The sequence below is a fragment of the Alphaproteobacteria bacterium genome (assembly GCA_040905865.1).
GTDB lineage: Bacteria > Pseudomonadota > Alphaproteobacteria > UBA8366.
Map to the genome: position 1 here is coordinate 54,247 of JBBDQU010000078.1, position 19,751 is coordinate 73,997.

Annotated in this window: 12 protein-coding genes; 2 read left to right on the forward strand and 10 right to left on the reverse strand. The window is 62.5% G+C overall.

All coding sequences use genetic code 11. The features are described 5' to 3' along the window. Nucleotides 1-732 carry a TerB family tellurite resistance protein gene (locus WD767_18385; GenBank protein MEX2618060.1) on the reverse strand — a complete coding sequence of 244 codons (732 nt, stop codon included), beginning with the start codon at nucleotides 730-732 and terminating at the stop codon, nucleotides 1-3. Between the two features lie 119 nt (nucleotides 733-851). After that, complete coding sequence (locus WD767_18390; GenBank protein ID MEX2618061.1) at nucleotides 852-1,664, reverse strand: DUF3750 domain-containing protein; 813 nt, start codon at nucleotides 1,662-1,664, stop codon at nucleotides 852-854. A gap of 193 nt (nucleotides 1,665-1,857) precedes the next feature. Here WD767_18390 and WD767_18395 point away from each other — a divergent pair, with 193 nt between their 5' ends. Together WD767_18395 and WD767_18400 are read left to right on the forward strand one after the other, a co-directional pair. Continuing rightward, nucleotides 1,858-5,493, forward strand: a complete 3,636-nt coding sequence (locus WD767_18395) for a hydantoinase B/oxoprolinase family protein (GenBank protein ID MEX2618062.1) — start codon at nucleotides 1,858-1,860, stop codon at nucleotides 5,491-5,493. A gap of 600 nt (nucleotides 5,494-6,093) precedes the next feature. After that, a complete protein-coding gene (locus tag WD767_18400; GenBank protein MEX2618063.1) occupies nucleotides 6,094-7,911 on the forward strand; it encodes a hypothetical protein in 1,818 nt (605 codons plus the stop codon). A gap of 135 nt (nucleotides 7,912-8,046) precedes the next feature. Here WD767_18400 and WD767_18405 read toward each other — a convergent pair whose 3' ends face one another. The 8 genes from WD767_18405 to WD767_18440 form a co-directional block, all read right to left on the reverse strand. Next, on the reverse strand, nucleotides 8,047-11,589 hold the full coding sequence (locus tag WD767_18405) for a PAS domain-containing protein (GenBank protein MEX2618064.1): 3,543 nt from the start codon (nucleotides 11,587-11,589) through the stop codon (nucleotides 8,047-8,049). Between the two features lie 151 nt (nucleotides 11,590-11,740). Then, on the reverse strand, nucleotides 11,741-12,616 hold the full coding sequence (gene yghU, locus WD767_18410; protein ID MEX2618065.1) for a glutathione-dependent disulfide-bond oxidoreductase: 876 nt from the start codon (nucleotides 12,614-12,616) through the stop codon (nucleotides 11,741-11,743). A 132-nt stretch (nucleotides 12,617-12,748) separates the two neighbouring features. Then, nucleotides 12,749-14,071, reverse strand: coding sequence for an MFS transporter (locus WD767_18415; protein MEX2618066.1), 1,323 nt, complete (start codon nucleotides 14,069-14,071; stop codon nucleotides 12,749-12,751). Between the two features lie 640 nt (nucleotides 14,072-14,711). Further along, complete coding sequence (locus WD767_18420) at nucleotides 14,712-15,140, reverse strand: PRC-barrel domain-containing protein (protein ID MEX2618067.1); 429 nt, start codon at nucleotides 15,138-15,140, stop codon at nucleotides 14,712-14,714. A gap of 656 nt (nucleotides 15,141-15,796) precedes the next feature. Then, entirely contained in the window at nucleotides 15,797-16,588 is a 792-nt protein-coding gene (locus WD767_18425) for a class II glutamine amidotransferase (GenBank protein ID MEX2618068.1), read from the reverse strand. Between the two features lie 70 nt (nucleotides 16,589-16,658). Then, the gene (locus WD767_18430) at nucleotides 16,659-17,873 is read right to left on the reverse strand and encodes a hypothetical protein (GenBank protein MEX2618069.1); all 1,215 of its coding nucleotides are present in this window, start codon (nucleotides 17,871-17,873) and stop codon (nucleotides 16,659-16,661) included. Nucleotides 17,874-17,883: 10 nt separating this feature from the next. Beyond that, nucleotides 17,884-19,425 (reverse strand): MBOAT family protein, encoded by a 1,542-nt coding sequence (locus tag WD767_18435; protein ID MEX2618070.1) that lies wholly within the window; start codon nucleotides 19,423-19,425, stop codon nucleotides 17,884-17,886. A 191-nt stretch (nucleotides 19,426-19,616) separates the two neighbouring features. After that, the coding region (locus tag WD767_18440) for an S-(hydroxymethyl)glutathione dehydrogenase (GenBank protein MEX2618071.1) at nucleotides 19,617-19,751 on the reverse strand (135 nt) is incomplete at its 5' end.

The window sequence follows — 19,751 nt, forward strand, 5'->3', positions numbered from 1 at the left end:
TCAGGTGAACCCGCGTTCCTTCTGGATGACGTCATAGGCGCCATTGATGGTCGCCAGCTTGCGGTTGGCGACTTCGATAAACTCCTCCGGGACGCCCTGCGCGATCAGCCGGTCGGGATGGTTTTCCCGCACCAGTTTCCGGTAGGCGGCCTTGATGTCGTCATTGGCGGCGTCGCGCGGTACGCCGAGAAGCTGGTAGGGGTCGTTTTCATCCGGCTTGCGGTTGAGTGAGGTCGCGCGTTTGAACGCGGCCTCGTCGAGCGCGAAGATCGTCGAGACATCCCGCAGATACCGCTCCTCGGCGGGATGAATCTCTCCGTCCGCATGGGCGATGAAGGCGAGGCAGCTGAGCAGTTCCTCCAGCACGACCGGGTTGTCCCGGAACAAGCCGGCAAGCTGCCGCGCATACGGCTCGAAGCCGGCGCTGTCTCGCCGCGCCTGATTGAATACCTTGGAAACATTGGCGGTTTCATCCGCCGGGACCCGAAACACCTGTTTGAAGGCATCGATTTCGTCGCGTGTGACGACGCCGTCGGATTTCGCCATCTTCGCGCTGAGCACGATGACGCCGATGGTGAAGGCGATCGACCGTTCCGGGTACTCCTCGACATCCTGCTGGGTTGCCCGGTAACGGTCGACGGCATGGCCCGCCACGGCGCCGATCAGCGCCCCCAGCGGTCCGCCAAACGCAAATCCGGCCGCGCCGCCCAAAATTTTACCCCAGATACTCATAAGACGATTTCCTGCAGGCCGACCGGAGCTAGATCAGATCATGGTTGGTTGGAATCGCCTGTGGCGATTCAACATGCGAATTTGTTCTATCCTATTGAAGATATAGCACCTTCACAGGTTTAAAGGGAACCTGCTCCGGTTTTCTTTAAGCCTGATGTGCCATGGTCGCCACCCTCTTTTACCCGGCTGACCTGCGGAATCAAGCCAAGCCTTCCGATACCGGGCAGCTTTACCGCAAGGCTCATCGGATCGACACCGAAAGTAAGCCCGATGATATTGATTTCCAGCCCTTCCTCCGCGGCGGCAAGGACACCGAACAGCCCCTTGATGGAAAACTGGTAGCCGGTACCGCTCGGTGCGCGGCCCACCAGCGAATCGCCCAGATAGTCCTTGCCGATCGCCGTCGGCGGCAGGTCCAGCCGCAGTTCGGGTACCTCTTTCGCCACCCAGGCAGTGAAGGTATTGCTGTTCGGGCCCGGATAAACGGTATAGGCGTCCTGCCACGGATAGGAGCGCGCCGCCGCGTCGATCTTTTTGATGACTTCGTCAACGCCGTTGCCGCGCAGTTCGGCCAGCAGTTCCGGCTTGTTGCCGAACCAGTACCGGTCGGGAATGCCGTTATGGACGGCAAGAACGCTGTTGCCCCAGCGTTTCCGCCAGCCGATTACCTCGTAGTTCGTATAGGCCGGCGCGCCGGTCTGCTTTACCGAAATCCACGTATGCACGCCGAAGGCGCCGCGCCAGCTATAGGTCCGCGCGCCGTATATTTGGACAACGGCTTCGTTTGTCGTGGCCGGATCCGGCGCGATATTCGCCGGTTCGCGGCTCGCCGTCCGCCAGTCCCCGCCCAAAACGTCACCTCCCGCGAGTATCAGAACCGGCCCCGCCAGCAGGGCGATCAGCGCCAGTAATGTGTGTTTAACCCACCGCATCTGATCTAGATAGACCCTCCCGCATCGGGCGACAATGTCGCCACTGTAAATTTATCGTGCGCCGCAACGGGCTTATGGGCCCGGTCTGTGGCTTTTGCATGGCGGCTTCAGGCGGCGAGCAATATTAACTTTGATAATTTGACGACAAATCGTTTTATGTTTTGCATGGCTTCATTTCAACAGGGACCATGGCATGACCGCAACCGACCCGCGCTGGCAGTTCTGGATAGACCGCGGCGGCACGTTTACCGATGTGGTGGCGCGCCGGCCGGACGGGGCGCTGGTGACGCACAAGCTGCTGTCGGAAAACCCCGAACATTACCGTGACGCGGCGGTGCAAGGCATCCGCGAGCTGATGGGTGTCGCGCCCGGCGCCGCTATCCCGGGGGCGGATATCGAGGTCGTGAAAATGGGTACGACGGTCGCGACCAATGCGTTGCTGGAGCGCAAGGGCGACCGCACCCTGCTGGTCATCACCGAAGGGTTCCATGATGCGCTGCGCATCGCCTACCAGGCGCGGCCGCGGCTGTTCGACCTGAACATCGTCCTGCCGGAACTGCTTTACGAGCGCGTGGTCGAGGCGCCGGAGCGGGTGACCGCGCATGGCGAGGTTCTCATCCCCGTGGATCTGGAGAAGACCCGCGCCGGGTTGCAGGCGGCCTATGATGACGGCATCCGCGCGGTCGCCATCGTCTTCATGCATGGTTACCGCTACACGGCGCATGAAACCGCCGTGTCGAAGCTGGCGCGCGAGATCGGCTTCACCCAGGTGTCCAGCAGTCACGAGGCCAGCCCGTTGATGAAGCTGGTCGGACGCGGCGACACCACCGTCGTCGATGCCTACCTGTCGCCGATCCTGCGCCGATATGTCGACCAGGTGGCCGGCGAGCTGCAGGGCGTGAACCTGATGTTCATGCAGTCGAATGGCGGGCTTGTCGATGCGCGTCTGTTCCAGGGCAAGGATGCGATCCTGTCCGGCCCGGCCGGCGGCATCGTCGGCGCGGTACAGACCACGACCGATGGCGGGTTCGACCGGATCATCACCTTCGACATGGGCGGCACCTCGACCGACGTGGCGCATTACGACGGCGAATACGAACGCGCCTTCGAAACGCTGGTCGCGGGCGTGCGGGTGCGCGCGCCGATGATGCTGATTCATACCGTCGCCGCGGGCGGCGGTTCGATCTGCTTCTTCGACGGCAGCCGTTACCGGGTCGGCCCGGAATCGGCCGGCGCCAATCCGGGCCCGGCGGCCTATCGCCGGGGCGGACCGCTGGCGGTGACCGATTGCAATGTCATGCTGGGCAAGCTGCAGCCGGAGTTCTTCCCCACCGTCTTCGGGCCGGACCAGAACGAACCGCTGGACCGCGACGTGGTGCACCGGAAATTCGCCGAACTCGCCGCCGAGATCAAAACGGCGACCGGCGACGACCGCAGCCCGGCGGAGGTCGCCGAAGGCTTCCTGAAGATCGCGGTGGAAAACATGGCCAACGCGATCAAGAAAATCTCGGTCCAGCGCGGCTATGACGTCACCGGATATGCGCTCGCCTGTTTCGGCGGGGCGGGCGGGCAGCATGCCTGCCTGGTCGCCGATGCGCTGGGCATGAAGAAGGTGTTCATCCATCCCTTCGCCGGGGTGCTGTCGGCCTATGGCATGGGGCTGGCGGACCAGCGCACCATGCGCGAGAAATCCGTCGAGGCGCCGCTGGAGGAAGCCGCCGCCGGCATCCTGCCGCGAACGCTGGACGCGTTGGCCGCCGAAGCGGTCGCCGAAATGCATGCGCAGAACGTGCCGGACGAACGGATTACCGTGCTGCGCCGGGCGCATCTGAAATATGCCGGCACCGATACCGCGCTGCCCGTCGCGGCGGGCGGCGCGCTGGGCATGGTCGCCGAATTCGAGGAGGCGCACCGCCAGCGCTACGGCTTCGCGATGGAGGAAAAGCCGCTGGTCGTCGAAGCCGCCGTGGTCGAGGTGATTGGCAGCGCCGCCGCGGCCGATGGCGTGGCGGCGACTCCGCCGACGGAAGGCGCGGCGGCGCCGCTCGCCGTCACCCGGTCGCACATGGCGGGCGCGGAACACGATACCCCGATCTATGACCGCGATGCATTGCCGGTCGGCGCGAAGATCGACGGTCCCGCGATCATTCGCGAATCCGTCGCGACCACGGTCGTCGAACCCGGCTGGCAGGCGGAAATGAGCGCCAGCGGCGATCTGGTGCTGACCCGCGTCGTCGCGTTGCCCGGCCGCATGGCCATCGGCACCACCTGCGACCCGGTGATGCTGGAAGTCTTCAACAACCTGTTCATGTCCATCGCCGAACAGATGGGCTTCACCCTGCAGAACACCGCCTATTCGGTGAATATCAAGGAACGGCTGGATTTTTCCTGCGCGGTTTTCGATGCGGACGGCGCGCTGGTCGCCAACGCGCCGCATATCCCGATCCATCTGGGCTCGATGGGCGAGGCGGTGCGCACCGTGATCGACCGCAATGCCGGCAATATCCGGCCGGGCGACGTCTTCGTGCTGAACGATCCCTATAACGGCGGCACCCACCTGCCGGATGTCACCGTCATCACCCCGGTCTTCGACGATGCGGGCGGGGAACTGCTGTTCTTCGTCGGCAGCCGGGGCCACCAGGCCGATATCGGCGGCACCACGCCGGGCTCCATGCCGCCGGACAGCCGCACGCTGGACGAGGAAGGCGTGCTGCTGGACAACGTCAAGCTGGTCGCGAACGGCCGGCTGCTGGAGGACGATATCCGCGCCCGGCTGCTGGCGGCGAAATATCCGGCCCGCAACCCGGACCAGAATATCGCCGACCTGAAGGCGCAGATCGCCGCCAACGAGAAGGGCGTGCAGGAACTGCGCCGCATGGTCGGCCATTTCGGCCTCGCCGTGGTGAAGGCCTATATGGGCCATGTCCGCGACAATGCCGAGGAATCGGTTCGCCGCGTCATCGACGTGCTGAAGGACGGCGAATTCGAATATGAAATGGACGAAGGCAGCCTGGTGAAGGTGAAGATCACCATCGACCACGCGGCGCGCGGCGCGACGCTGGACTTCACCGGCACCAGCCCGCAGCGCCCGACCAATTTCAACGCCCCCACGGCGGTGGTGCGGGCGGCGGCGCTGTATGTCTTCCGCACGCTGGTCGGCGACGAGATCCCGATGAACGACGGCTGCCTGAAGCCGGTCACCTTCATCGTGCCGGACGGCTGCATGCTGGCGCCGCATTACCCGGCGGCGGTCGTGGCCGGGAATGTGGAAACCTCGCAATGCGTCACCGATGTGCTGTTCGGCGCGCTGGGCGTGATGGCGGCGGCGCAGGGCACGATGAACAACATCACCTTCGGCAATGACCGCCACCAGTATTACGAAACCGTCTGCGGCGGCGGCGGCGCGGGGCCGGATTTCGACGGCGCCTCGGCGGTCCACACCAACATGACCAACACCCGCCTGACCGACCCGGAAGTGCTCGAATGGCGCTACCCGGTGCTGCTGGAAAGCTTCGGCGTCCGGCGCGGCACCGGCGGGGCGGGGCGGCATCGCGGCGGCGACGGCACCTATCGCCGCATCCGCTTCATGGAGGAAATGGAAGTCGTCGTCCTGTCCAACCATCGCCGGATTCCCCCCTATGGCATGGCCGGCGGCGAACCGGGGCAGGTCGGCCGCAACTGGGTCGAACGCGCCGATGGCGGCATCCACGAAATGTCCGGGCTGGATTCGGCGACCGTCCATCCGGGCGATGTCTTCGTGCTGCACACGCCGACCGGCGGCGGCTACGGCCGGGCAGAGGAGCGCACCCTGCCCGAGGCGGCGGAATGAGCCCGGTCAATTGAGCCGCCGCCCCGGAAAAGTACCGCGGCGATTAACATCGATTAACATCGATTACCATCGCTTATCATTGCGGCATGTCGCCCCCTTATCCGCCGCCGACTTTTGCCGGCAGGCGTGAGACAGCCCACCCGCGCCGAAAAATTGCGGGGCGCTTAACATCGGTTAACATCGCTTAACATTTCCCCGCGCTTCCGCCGTCTTCGGGGCGGTTCTACGTTCCCGTGCCCCGCCACTGTCACATCACTACCGGCCGGCGATGGCGACGCACGCCCCCGCCCGGATAAAAAGGAATAATATCATATAACGTTGAAAAATGCAAGATTTTCCACTCCACCGCGCGGAAGCGCGCATGTTAAAGTCAGGCCCGCCATTCCACCTTGCCCGGTGTCGGAAACAAGATATGATCTGGCTTCTGGATCGGGGATTTAGTAAGCTGTCACCGTTACTTACCCGAACCCGGCAGGCGCCATGCAAAATCCTTAATAAATGGGCCGGTCCGGGCAATCCATCACCGCCACGCGCCGCAAAATTCTATAAATTTCCCGAATGTTCGCCCGCTTTTCAGCGGACTCTCATGGAGAACCAAAAATGTCTCGTGGATTGATCGAAACAACGACGACGGCTCTGCCCCCTCCCGCTTCGCGGAACCGGCGAAGCAAGCCGCGGCCGGTGATGCGCCGTTCGCTGATGTTCGCCATCCCGTTCGGTCTCTGTGGCGCGGTTCTTCCCGCCATCGCCGCCGCCGAAATCACGCTGCCCGACTGCGCCACGTTGGCCGCGTGGGCCGGAAGCGCCGACTTCAGGGCGCGGCAGACGCTCAACCCGTCGACCACCTTTGGATTTGCGGAAGCCTTCATCGGCGAGGAGATGGTCGCGCTGTACGGCAAGACGGGGCCGGAATTCACGGAGGCGGACGTGGCGCAGGCGCGCCAGGGGGCGAAGGACTGCGCAAGGCAGGTCGACAAGGCCGGGGCGAAGGTCCTGGCGGGCCTGGAGCGGATCTACGGGCGTGACCTCGGGGCGACGCTCAAGGCCATCGCCAAGGCCGAAGGCCAGCTCGAGGCGGGGCTCGCGGCATTCGCGGCGGCGCCGGACGGCCTCGACAAGCTGCGCGCCATCACCGGCCTGCGCGCCATGGAGATCTGGGACCGCGACGGTTACCAGGCCGCCGTGCGGCACATGAGCCGCAGCTTCGGCAAGGTCGTCGACGGCGTCGTCCGCCCGCTCGCGAGCCTGCCGCAGGCGGCGGTGGCCGAGCGCGTGCTGCCGGCGGTAGAGCCGCACTACGCCAGGTCCCGCGACATGGCGATGACGGAAGTCGGGCAGCAGATTGCCGCAATCGAGGCGAGCGAGCGCAGCCTGCAGCGCTACGACCGCGAGATCGGCAAGATCGTCAAACCGCTGGAGGGGCTGCTGCCCGAGGCGGAACGGGCCGCGCTCGCGGACGCCGTCGCCGCGCGCAGGACGGCGATCGAGCAGGAACTGATCGCCGCCGGGCTCGAGAAGCTGGCCGCCGCGCCGCCCGGCGCCCCGAGCCTCGGCATGATCGAGAACGCCGCGAGCGGCAGCCTGACGCGGGTGCTGTCGCCGGAGGCGGCGGAAGGATTTCGCGACACCCTGCGCCAGCGCCGGCAGGCTGTCGCGCTCGCCATCGTCGAGACCGTGCCGGAAAGTGTCCAGGGGCTGACCGCGCTGCCGCAGATCGCCACGGCGCTCGGCACATCGAAGGCCGACCTGGTCGGCGAGGCCGAGCAGGCCGCCCTGCAGGCGGCCATCGCTGAAAAGCGCGTGGCGGCCGGCGCGACCGTCACGCAGGAACTGCTGGCCGCCATTGCCGCCACGCCGGTGGAGACCGGCGCCTTCGCCGCGCTCGACCGCAGCGCGGATGCGCGGCTGCTGCCGCTGCTGGCGACCGAGGATGCCGACGCCGTGCGCCGGGCCGCCGACGAACGGCGCAACGCGATCGGCGATGCGCTATTCGATCTGGTGACGGACGAACTCGACGACATGGACGACAGCGAGAAGTCGCTGGCCATCATCGACACGGCGCTGCTGCCCGGCATTAACGGCTGGCCGGCGTCGGCCGGTGCGCAGAAGACCCGCTTCCTCGACGCGGTGGTGACGAAGCGCAACGCCATCCTCGCGGAGATCACCGAAACGCAGCTCGGCTCCCTCGGCGGGCGCCGCTACGCCGACCGCAGCGGCGCCACGACGCTGGAGTTCGGCGACGACGGCAAGGCCTACTTCACCCAGGCCGGCGGCCAGACCATCGTCGCCCCTTACGAGGAGGACGGTGAACTGCGCGTGCTGGTGACGCTGCCCCAGGCCACGGTGGTGTTCACGCGTGAAGGCCGCTGGCTGGTCGGGGGGCCAGTGCAGCTTCAGCGCATGGACGACAAACAGTGAGGATCGGTTGGCGGCGCGGTGGCGATGCCCCGGACACCCCCTGAAACCGCAGAAGCGCGGCCCGAAGCCGAGGCGGGAACAAGTCCCTGTATTCAGGAAACCGGCGCCGATTGGATGCGATCTGTCACTTCGAACTCATGCCTTATCCAGCACCGCTCGCACCTTGGTTGCCAGTTCCATGCGGGTATAGGGTTTGCTCAGCAGTTCGACGCCCGGATCCAGACGACCCTGATGGACTATGGCGTTCTCGGTGTAGCCGGACGTAAACAGCACTTTCAGCGAGGGGTTGGCCGCCCGAGCCCGATCGGCAAGTTCGCGCCCGTTCATGCCGCCCGGCATGATAACGTCGGTTAGCAGCAGGTCAAAATCGCCGCGCGTTTGCAATGCGTTCAGTGCTTCGGGTCCGGACATGGCGGTGGTAACGCGGTAGCCCAGAGAAAGCAGCTGGCTCTCAAGGTATGTGAGCACCAGGTCGTCGTCTTCCGCGACCAGAATATGTTCCGTTCCGCCTTGCGGCGGCGCCTCGACCGTTGGCTGGTAACCCGATTGCCGCCCGACCCGCACCCGGGGAAAATACAGCTTTACCGATGTACCCTCGCCGGGCTCGGAATATATCTTGATATGCCCGCCCGATTGCTTGGTGAATCCGAACACCATGCTCAACCCGAGACCACTGCCCATGCCCACGGCCTTGGTGGTAAAAAACGGCTCGAAGGCGCGTCTGAGCGTTTCGGGATCCATGCCCGCGCCCGTATCGGAAACACCGATCATCACGTATTCGCCGGGCACGACTTCCGGGTGGCGCTCGGCATAATGTTTGTCGAGCACGACATTGGCGGTCTCGACGGTCAATTTGCCATCGCCCTGCATGGCGTCCCGTGCATTGATCACCAGGTTCAATAATGCCGTGTCCAGTTCACTGCTATCGATCTCCGTGATCCCGAGATCGGGATCAGGCGCAAAATTGAACTCTATGCTTTCCGGCAGGGTGCGGCGAATGAGCAACCGCGCCGATTCCGCCACCTGGTTAAGGTCGGTCGGTTTCGGATCGAGGGGCTGGCGGCGGGCAAACGCCAGCAGGCGGCTGGTCAACTGGGCCCCGCGCTCCGCTGCGGACATGGTCATTTCCGCCATTGAGCGCAGCTGCGGGTCAGGCGCCAGTTCCGCCAACATTTCCGCGTTGCCCAGAATAACCGTCAACAGATTGTTGAAATCATGGGCGACGCCACCGGTCAGATGGCCGACAGCTTCCAGCTTCTGCGCTTCGCGAAGCTGCTGTTCCATTTCCAGGCGCCCGGTAATGTCGCGCATGCTGCCCACCATGCGGATCGCCTTGCCGCTTTCGTTCCGGATCACGAACCCATGATCAACTACCGTGGCGCTCTCACCGTCGCTCTTGATAAAGCGGTATTCGCCGCCCCAGTATTCTTTGTCGCCGTCAATGACTTCATGAATACTGTGGAGCACGCGCTCGCGGTCATCCGGGTGAATCCGAGCGGTCCAGGAGTCAGACCCTGGCTCGAGGTCCGACAGCGCATACCCGAAGGCATCGGCCATGGAATCGTTCCACCAGATTTCGTCGGTGGTCAAATTCCAGTCCCAGATCACATCATTGGTCGCCTGCGAGATTAACTGAAAACGCTCCTGAAACTGTCGAAGTACAGCTTCCTGCTGTTTTCGCTCGGTGATATTGCGCTCGACCGCAACAAAATGCGTGCAATGTCCTTCTTCATCAAGCAGCGGGGTGATATCGAGTTCCAGCCAGTAGGGTTCTCCCGATTTGCTGTAGTTCAGCACCTCGCAGCGGACCGGCTCTTTATTGTGCAGGGCGTCACGGACCCGATCCAGCTGCTTCCGGTCCGTTTCCGGGCCCTGCAGAATACGCGGCGTCTGGCCGATTGCCTCGCTTCTGGCAAAACCGGTCAACCGCTCGAAGGCATCGTTCACATAAACGATTCGCGGGCCATCCGGGGCGTCCAGCGCATCGGATTCGGTGATTATCACGATATCGTTCTGCCGCGACAAGGCGGCGTCAATCAGGCGCAGCTGTTGCTGGCGCTCCCGCTCGCCGGATACGTCACGAAAATAAACGGCCAGGCCGCCGGGAATCGGATAGGCGCTGACATCGAACCATTTCCCCAGCGGGGGATAAAACTCCTGAAACCGGCTCGTCTGCCGGCAGTTCACCGCTAATTCGTACTGCCGCTGAAACTCGCTGCCGACCGCCTGGGGATATTCGTCCCAAAGGTTCTTACCGAGAATTTCATCCGGGGAACGTTCCAGCAAAACACCCGCCTGCCGGTTCATGTAGGTGACTGTCCATTTTTCGTCGACCGCAAAGAAAGCATCGCTGATACTTTCCAGTACGTTACGGCGCTGCCGCTCCGCTTCATCGGCCTTCGCCTGCGCCTCATGCAGGGGCGTTATATCCTGAAACGCCCCTTGGACGGCGCTGATCCTGCCCTCCATATCCCGTACCGGCCCGCCGATTGACCGGACCCATGGTTGCCTGCCATCCGCTGCGTTAAGCCGGCAGATGACATCGAACCCTTCACCGTCGCGGACGCAACGCTCGAAAGCGCGCTGAACGACATCGCGATACTCCGGGGCATAAAACCCGATCGCCTCGGTGATACCGGGCGGAGAATACCCGGCGGGAAGGCCATGAATGGCAACCGTTTCCGGCGTCCAGATAACGGTTCCGGTGTCGAGTTCGACCCGCCAGCCGCCGAGCCGGACAGTCTCGCCTGCCAGGTGCAGGAGTTGTTCAGCCTGATTGAGCTTGTGACGCGCCGCAACAAACGCGGTGATGTCCTGCACATAGCCGACGACGATTTCGCCGTCAGGCGACAGATGGCGCTCGCCCACGCCCCTGATGTGTCTCACGCTTCCGTCGCGCGCGATCACCCGATGCTCAAATTCGATCTGAGGCGCATTTTGCGCTACAAAAGTCTCATAAACCTCGCGGGATGCCTCCCGGTCGTCCGGATGCACCAATTCGAAATAGGCATCGAGATCCGGCGCGGGCCGGTCGGCAGGCAAGTCGTAAACGGCGAAAACCTGCTCCGACCAGCTGAGCAGTCCGGTGCTTACATTGAATTCCCACGCACCAAGGTTCAGCAAGCGCTCGGCGGTGCGCATGCGCGCCTCGTATTCCCGCAGCTTCAACAGGGATTGTCTGAGTTCGTGGGATTGCAGAACGATGTCCCGGACCGCGACAGGATCGCCGACGGTTCCGCCGCTTCCCTGGACCTTCGAAGCCGTGCTCTCCCGGACAATCGCCGTCACGTCTTCCACGCGGTGCACGATGAACTCGACGTCACCGGAATCGTCCAGAACCGGGCTGTTCACCGGGCTCCAGAACCGTTCTTCAAATGCGCCGTCGGGAAGGCGTATCGGATAACGCTGTATGCCCATGGCATCGGGCGTTTTCAACGACATGACCCGCCGCAGAGACCGTGTCAGGCTTTGCGCCCCGTCAGCGTGCTCGTCTTCGGGGCTGTCGGGAAACACCTCGAACAGCGTCTTGCCGACAAGATCGCCCTCCCGTGTTCTGGTGGCCTGCAAATAGGCATCCGTGACGGCGACGATTTCGTAGTTGTCGGGCTTCAGAACCAGGGATTTGCCGCATACGGCCTGGAACAGTCGCTTGTAATCTTGATCGGCTGGCAGGCTCATGTCGCACTCCTCAACGAATAACCCCACGCGGTGTCGGCGGGTTTGTCCATCGGCCTTGCAAACTAATGCCACCGAGCTTCATTGGTACCGGTGTTCCGCAATTTGGCACCAATGAAGCTCAGCGGCCTCGCCCCGGGACGTTTACCGGCGGTCAGTCCGCCGCGTCCAGCTTGTCCTGGGTTTTCGTGTCGAAATCGCCGGCGTCGTGGCGTTCGCGCAGTTGCTCGCTGGGCTCGCCGCGCACCCGGTTGACCATGCGGCCGCGTTTGACCGTCTCGCGGGCGGCGATCTCCTTCGACCAGCGCATCAGGTGGGTATAGGATTCCACGTCGAGGAATTCGGCGGCCTCGTACTGGTTGAACAGCGCCAGCCCGCCATACCACGGGAAGATGGCCATATCGGCGATGGTGTATTCGTCGCCGCACATGTAGCGGTGGTCGGCCAGGTGCCGGTCCAGCACGTCCAGCTGGCGCTTGGTTTCCATCGCGAAGCGGTCGATCGGGTATTGCTGCTTTTCCGTGGCGTAGTGGTAGAAATGCCCGAACCCGCCGCCGACATAGGGCGCGCTGCCCATCTGCCAGAACAGCCAGGAGAGCATTTCCGCCCGCTTCGACGGGTCCTTCGGCATGAAGGCGTCGAATTTTTCCGCGAGGTACAGCAGCATCGCGCCGGATTCGAACACGCGGGTCGGCGGGCTGGTGCTGTGATCCATCATCGCCGGGATCTTGGAATTCGGATTGACCTCGACAAAGCCGCTGCCGAACTGGTCGCCGTCGCCGATGCGGATCAGCCAGGCGTCGTATTCGGCGCCCGTGTGGCCGGCCGCCAGCAGTTCCTCCAGCAGGATCGTGACCTTGACGCCATTGGGCGTGCCCAGCGAATACAGCTGGATCGGGTGCCTGCCGACCGGCAGCACCTTTTCATGGGTCGCGCCGGCGATGGGGCGGTTGGTGCTGGTGAAGGCCCCGCCGTCCTGGTTTTCCCATTTCCAGACTTTCGGCGGCGTCCAGGCGGATGCATTGCTCATGATACGATCTCCCTCCAATTGCCGCGGCACGGCCACGGTCCTGTGCGATTAGCGGTTAACCTTGCGACGATTCTACACGCAGCGGGCGCTGTCCGCGAATCTCTTCCACATTATCGCGGTTGGGGTGCGGGGTCAGATTCGCCCGGCGACCAGCCGCACCCTGCGCGGGGCGGCGCGCCAGATGCACAGGATCGAGAACAGGCTGATCGCGAACGCCAGCCAGAAGGCGGGGGCATAGCTGCCGGTCAGGTCGTGGATCAGCCCGAAGCTCCACGGGCCCGCCGCCGCGCCCAGCCCCGACGCCATGTTCAGCGTGCCGAGGATCGCGCCGGCATTGCGGCCATGGAAAATCTCCATCGCGATGGGGCCGAACAGGGTCGCGAGGCCATAGCCCAGCAAACCCTGCGCCGCGACCATCAGGTAGATCAGCCGGGGGTCGGGGTAGCTGTCCAGCGCCAGTAGCAGCAGGTAGCACAGGGCGTAACCGGACAGCGCCAGGGTCCAGCCCCATTCGCGCCCGATCCGGTCCGAGAGGGAGCCGATGGCGATCTGTCCGACTATCCCGAACAGCCCGACCAGCCCCAGCGCGAAGGCCGCCAGCGTGGGGTCGAAGCCGGCGCCGATCAGGTATTTGGTCTGGTGCACCTGCACGGCGTACCAGGCGAACAGGCAGCAGAAATACCCGGCGAACAGCCACCAGAAGCGCGCCGTCCGCGCGGCGCGGGCGATGGTCCAGTCGCGCGCGGCCCAGTCGGCATCGACGATATTGGATTTTTCCGCCGCGGCGCCGGTCGCGGCGTCGGCGGGAGTCGCGGCGTCGCCGTCGGGCCGCAGCCCCATGTCTTCCGGGCGGCGGCGCTGCAGCAGGATATTCAGCGGCACGGCGACCGCGATCAGCAGCCCCGCCATGGTCCAGCAGGCCATGCGCCAGCCGCCATCCTCGATCACCGTCTGCAGGAAGGGCATCAGCACGATGGCGCCGAAGCCGACCCCGGCGAATGCGACGCCGAGCGCAAGGCCGCGCTTGCGCGCGAACCAGTTCGGCAGGAACATCGCATGGCCGTTATAGCTGACGATGGTGCTGAAGCTGATAGCGACGCAGCCCAGGGTGAGATACAGGTGCCAGGCCTCGGTCGCCGTTGTGGCGAGGATCAGTCCAAGCCCGCTCATGGTGGCGCCGAACGGAATCAGCCAGCGCGGCCCGAACCGGTCCATCGCCATGCCGATGAGGGGACCCAGCAGCATCGAACCGGCAAACCCGGCGGAGAAGATGCCCGCGACCACGGCGCGCGACCAGCCGAATTCGTCCAGCATCGCCGGGAACAGCAGCGAAAAGGCGGTCCGCGAATTGACCCCGACCGCCATCGTCACGAAAGCAACGCCGACAACCACCCAGCCGTAGAAGAACGGCAGGCGCGACAGGGCGGATCCGGAATGCGCGTGGGGGTCGGACATGCATGGGACCGGGTTGCGAAAACCCGTTGCTTACGGCTTCGCGCCGGTTGTTACAATTGAAAATCCCGGAGTCACCGGCCGCGCCTGGCCGGCGCTATAACTTCAACGAGATGGATTGGATTCACATGGTTGTTGAATCGCCAAAGGCGACTCCAACGACCTGCGATCCGATCGAATGGCCGCGGTTCTTCCTTACCGGTTGCCAGGAAGATAATACCGCGGATACGCCGCGCTGGAGCTCGAAGGCAGCAGCGTCGCCGAACCCCTTTCCCCGTAGGCTGCTGATCTTGTGTCGACCGACGCCAGCAGGGCTTCCGCTATACTGGTCAGGCCCCACGTTACGCAGACCATGGTGATAAGGCATGCAATAATGATTGTCTTCATCTCAGCTTTCCATGTCATCGGTCGCGTCCACCGGTCATCTCGCGGGTACCAACGCCCGGAACCCGCGCGAAACACGACACAGTAAACACCCTTGACGGCTTTCCTCATTGCGTCTCATCCCGTTTGACGCCCGCGACAGCGCTTGCATTTGCGTTCCCTTCAGGGCCGGGACAGACAGAACAGCAGAACCGTTGTCCCGCTATTCTGTCTGGTGACCTGCCGGCGGGAACAACGCGTTCCCGCCTGAATCGCAGCCCTAGTTTTTCGTCGGCTCGTATTTTGGCTCGGACTTCAACTGCTCTTCGGTCATGTCCGTCAGAACGCGGAACTCGTTCATGTCATCGACACGATGGAAGACCGTGGCCCGTTCAAGGTCCAGGGCAACCTTGTGGCCGCCCATTCCCAGGAATGCTCCCACGGAAACCACAAGCGAATTGCGCCCGTTGTGGGTAACGATTTCCTCGACTTCACCGATGGTTTCGTTCTGCGCGTTCACGACGTCAGCGCCGACGAGTTTGTCCGACGGCGTGCTCTGCGCGGCAATCCAATCCGGGCCAATCGAAGCACTCGTTGCGGACGACCCGGTATCCGACCGGTTTAGCGCATCGGTACCGCCCGGTGTGTTGCCGCCCCTTTCCACGGTACCGCCCGGGCTGCCCGTACCGGTGCCTGGCGTTGCGCCCATTCCATCAGCCGGCGACCCGGTCGACGGGGACGAGGGACTCGATGACGGCGATGTGGGACTCGATGACGGCGATGAGGGACTCGCTGACGGCGAACCCTCGGAACTGCCACTCTGGGCGAAAGCAGGCGCAGCGACGCTCAACGCAAACGCGCTTGCCGTGATAAGAAGTAAATTCTTGCCGTAGTACATTGCGTACCTCCTGATATCCGTTAGGATCTGGTGAAAAAAGGAATACTGCGGGACGTCTCCCCTGCGTCGGGGAAGAAGGGGCTTTCCCGTCAGGGGAAGACGTGGGGACCTCCCGCAGTATTGATTGTCCAAACGACGCCGGACTCATGGGAGTTCCAGACTCAATTGTGGAGTTTTTGTGGCGCGGTATGCCGGACGGCGTCATGCAGTGCAGCGCAATATCGGCGCATGGGTGCGGCGCAGCATCGTGTTTGCCCCGTCAAATCCGGTGGTTGTTCCGCCGCTGGCCGATCTGGCTATTCGTAAGCGCCCGGTTGGATCGCGCTTTGCCTGGCGGCGAGGGCCGGCGTCCGGTGAATCGTTTCCGTCAGCTTTTCGCCGGGCAGCCAGAGCGCGACCGGCGGTTCGACGTTTCGACGTTTCAATCCGCGACGACGGTCTACGGGAAACAGCGATTCCGGGGCGGGTCAGGCCGCCTTGAAGGGCGCGTCGTCGAAGCCGCCGTTGCAGGCGGTGACGATGTGCGACATCGCCACCTCGCGCCAGTCCTCGGCGATGGAGGTGAGCGGCTCCGACAGCACCATCAGCGCGCTGTCCGGCACGCCTTTATCCTGCTGCACGCCGACGAACAGCGACGGCGCGCGGTTGTCGCTGGCGTAGCGGATGGCGTGGATGACCTCGCCATCGGTCGCGGTGGCGGTGAGGCGCAGGGGCGCGTCGATGGCATTGTCCCGCATGATCGATTCGACCTGCGCGACGGTGCGGGCGAAGGCGGTCTGCGGGTCGTCCTCCAGCCCGTTGGTCAGCAGGATGTAGAAGAAGGTCTCGCTGTCGGTGCCGCCCTGGCGGAAGCGGTAATATTGCGGCGCGATCAGCCGGTCCAGCAGGTGGCGGATTTCGGCGTAGCCGCCGATCTGCCCGTTATGCATGAACAGCCACTTGCCGTAGCGGAACGGGTGACAGTTGCTGCGCGCGATCCCGGCGCCAATGGTGGCGGCCCGGATATGGGCGAAGAACAGCCGGCTCTCGACCTGCTCGGCGACGCATTTCAGGTTCTCGTCGTTCCAGGCGGGCAGGACATCGCGAAACAGCCCCGGCTCGGCGCGGCTGCCATACCAGCCCAGCCCGAACCCGTCGCCATTGGTCGGCGTCACCGACATGCGGGCGGTCAGGCTCTGCTGAATAAGCGAATTTTCCGCCTTGAACAGAAAGGCCTCGGGACGGACCGGCGGTCCGGAATAGGCAAGCCAGCGACACATGACGGGATTCTATAGCGGCGGTGAAAATTCGGCAATCGGCTGCGTGGGGCAAGTCCAGCGCATCCGATATTCACGGCGAAGGTTTACATTGCTTCTGCTGGCATAACACCCTGAGCATTTCGAAATTCTGCGGAAATGCCTCGCGGTAGGCTTCTTTCCTCTGCCGGATATCGCTCAGTACGGTATCGATGTTTGAGGATGTCAGCAGGGCGCCAAAGCCATCCGGGCCATTGCCGTACATGCGCTGTAGCATGAGATCGCCCAGGGCAGCCTTGAAATGGCCGGACTCCCAATACCATTGCATCTGTGCGGTCCGGTCATCGCGCAACGGGAACGGTTCCGCCGCATACTCGGAATAATCGGCAAAGTCCCATACGGCGGCGCGCCACGCCGGATTTTTAGCCTGCTGTTCGGAAACGATTTCAACGACGATTCGCTTTAGTTCCTCCAGCGCTGTCCACCGCCCCGTCACATCGTAGACATCCAGCAGATTAGCATGAACAGGATAGAATAAAATCGTGATACCGAAATTCTGTTCGCGGGCATCGTCCAGCAGTATCCGCAACCATTGAAGCGGCTCCGCCTCGGTACCGTCCGTTCGCAGCAAGTCGGGGGCGAGGCGTAAAAAATTGTCAAAATTAGCGTAAAGTTTCTGGGTTTCGACGGTGTGATGCCCCTCCAACCGGATAACCGGTATGAAATCCTTTGCCGGATTGAATCCAAGTGGTGTCACGTCAACTGCAAACGGGTCTCGCTGCCTCAGAATTGTCAGGATACTGTCAAGAAGTGCGGCCTTTGATAACAGTGTTTCCATAAGGCTCTGGAAAGAAAAAAGTCCGGGCTGGTTTGGCAGCGGGAAACCGGTAGCGGGATCAGCGGCCTTCTTGATCAGGAAATCCATCAGGTCAAGCGGCAGGATGAATTGGCGCACAGGAACATGGTGCCTGGCAAAATCGTAGCGGCGAACGGTGCCATACATTGCCTCGCCGGGAATAGCGAAATTAAAAACCGTGCCGAAATCCTTGGGCCAGTAGGGCGATTCGGGGTCCAGCCCGAGATCGGCGCGGGAATTTCCAAGGATCACGGTATCCGGCTGCGCCCGGATCAACCGCTGCTGTTTGCCCAGGAGGATATGGGTGCGGGATTGAGGTTTCCTGACGTTCACACCGTCTATGGCAAATCCATACAGCCCATAGGGATCGATCACCAGATTGAATCCGGCAACCGACAGTAAAAGGAGAATTGTGCCCACCAGCACGGTTCTCAGGAATTGCAGGAACGGCATCGGCATTCCTCTAGAACTGGAAGTAGAGGAATTCGCTCACCTGCGGCAGGGAGAGAACGCCGATGGAAAGCAATACGATGACCGCACAGACCCAGCGTCGCGACGGCATCCAGCGAAGCTGATGTGACGTTCTGTCGGCGCGAAAATCAAGTGCGGGTGCGAAATTACCCAGGATCTGCTGGGTATTGGGCGTAAACAGTGCCAGCGGCACAAGCGCGATGATCCACATCCATGTTTCCATGAATTGCGCGCCGCTGATCTGGGTGAACATTATACCCGTTGCTTCCAAAAACGGAACCAGAGGGCCCGCCCGGTACGCGATTGCCAGGGGTAGCGCGGCGCCGTTCAGCCCGATCATGCTTTCAACGAGCGCCAGCGCGGCATCGAGGGACTCGGCGCGAAAGAAGACCCAGCCGAAAATGACGGCAATGAGGGTCAGCGCGCGCCCTGCGCCGCCAGCTATTCGCGGAAATCGCGGTGGCCCGGCATTCCGCCGGAGTGCACGCCATACATGGTTGATAATGATATAGAGGCCATGTAATCCGCCCCAGATGACGAAGGTCCAGCCCGCGCCGTGCCACAACCCGCCGAGCAGCATGGTCAGAAAGATGTTGATGTAGCGCCGGGCCGGGCCCTTTCGGTTCCCGCCAAGGGGAATATAGAGATAGTCCCGCAGGAAGCGCGACAGCGTCATATGCCAGCGTTGCCAGAAATCAATGATACTCGCGGCCTTGTAGGGCGAATTGAAATTCAGCGGCAGAACGATTCCGAACATGCGCGCAGCGCCGATTGCCATGTCCGAATAGCCCGAAAAATCAAAATAAAGTTGCATTGTATATGACAGCGCACCGCCCCAGGCGCGGAAAAAATCGATGGCGACACCCGCTTCGGCATCGGCGAATACCGACGTGCCGTAGGGGGCGACGCCGTCGGCGATGACCGCTTTCTTGAACAGGCCTATCGAGAATATCGTCAACCCGACGGCAAGGTTCTCCGCCAGTTTTTGCCTCTCCTCCAACCGCTGAAACTGGGGCATCATTTCGCCGTGATGGACGATGGGGCCTGCGATCAACTGCGGAAAAAACGACACGAACAGGCAATACTGCAGAAAACTGTATTCGCGTGTCAGGCCCGCGCGGGAATCGACCAGATAGGTGATCTGCTGAAACGTAAAGAATGAAATCGCCAGCGGCAGGATGATTGTTTCGAGGTGGAAGTTCGTCCCGGCGACATAATTGGCGGTTTCCGTCAGAAAATAGGCGTATTTGTAATAGCCGATCAGCGAAAGGTTGAAAACAATGCCGGCATAGAGGACATATTTTCCGGTTTTACCCGGGTTGCGGTTGATCGTGTTGCCCAGCAGAAAATTGACGCCGATGGAAGTGACCAGCAGGATCAGGTAGGCAGGATTCCACCATCCATAGAAAAAAAGCGAACTGAGAGTCAGCCACGTTAGCGCGGCATTAAAAGTTGAATGTCTGCGCAGGCCGTAAAAGATGACAGCAGTTAATGGCAGGAACAGAAAAATGAATTCGTAGGAATTGAAGAGCATTCTGCTTTAGTGCCCGCGCCTGGAGTCGGCAAACTTTAGGTATTCCTGCGAATACTACCTGTAATCCAGCAGTTCACCAATTGCGTCAGGCGGCTCCGCCGAAACGCAATGCCTTGGCATGTCGTGCGGTGTGGTTATTCGCAAAATCGGCGGCACTTTAGTCGCCCTAGTCATTCTTCCCGCAGCCCGCCCTAGAACTCGACGACGGAGCGGATCGACTTGCCCGCGTGCATCAGGTCGAAGGCGTCGTTGATTTTCTCCAGCGGCAGCTTGTGGGTGATCAGGTCGTCGATGTTGATCTTGCCGTCCATGTACCAGTCGACGAT

Bases quoted from the DNA above. Each gene is read 5' to 3' on its own strand.
- WD767_18405 (MEX2618064.1), bottom strand. From the start codon at position 11,589: ATGAGCCTGCCAGCCGATCAAGATTACAAGCGACTGTTCCAGGCCGTA.
- WD767_18435 (MEX2618070.1), bottom strand. From the start codon at position 19,425: ATGCTCTTCAATTCCTACGAATTCATTTTTCTGTTCCTGCCATTAACT.
- WD767_18415 (MEX2618066.1), bottom strand. From the start codon at position 14,071: ATGTCCGACCCCCACGCGCATTCCGGATCCGCCCTGTCGCGCCTGCCG.
- WD767_18425 (MEX2618068.1), bottom strand. From the start codon at position 16,588: ATGTGTCGCTGGCTTGCCTATTCCGGACCGCCGGTCCGTCCCGAGGCC.
- yghU (MEX2618065.1), bottom strand. From the start codon at position 12,616: ATGAGCAATGCATCCGCCTGGACGCCGCCGAAAGTCTGGAAATGGGAA.
- WD767_18390 (MEX2618061.1), bottom strand. From the start codon at position 1,664: ATGCGGTGGGTTAAACACACATTACTGGCGCTGATCGCCCTGCTGGCG.
- WD767_18430 (MEX2618069.1), bottom strand. From the start codon at position 17,873: ATGCCGTTCCTGCAATTCCTGAGAACCGTGCTGGTGGGCACAATTCTC.
- WD767_18420 (MEX2618067.1), bottom strand. From the start codon at position 15,140: ATGGGCGCAACGCCAGGCACCGGTACGGGCAGCCCGGGCGGTACCGTG.
- WD767_18385 (MEX2618060.1), bottom strand. From the start codon at position 732: ATGAGTATCTGGGGTAAAATTTTGGGCGGCGCGGCCGGATTTGCGTTT.
- WD767_18395 (MEX2618062.1), top strand. From the start codon at position 1,858: ATGACCGCAACCGACCCGCGCTGGCAGTTCTGGATAGACCGCGGCGGC.
- WD767_18400 (MEX2618063.1), top strand. From the start codon at position 6,094: ATGTCTCGTGGATTGATCGAAACAACGACGACGGCTCTGCCCCCTCCC.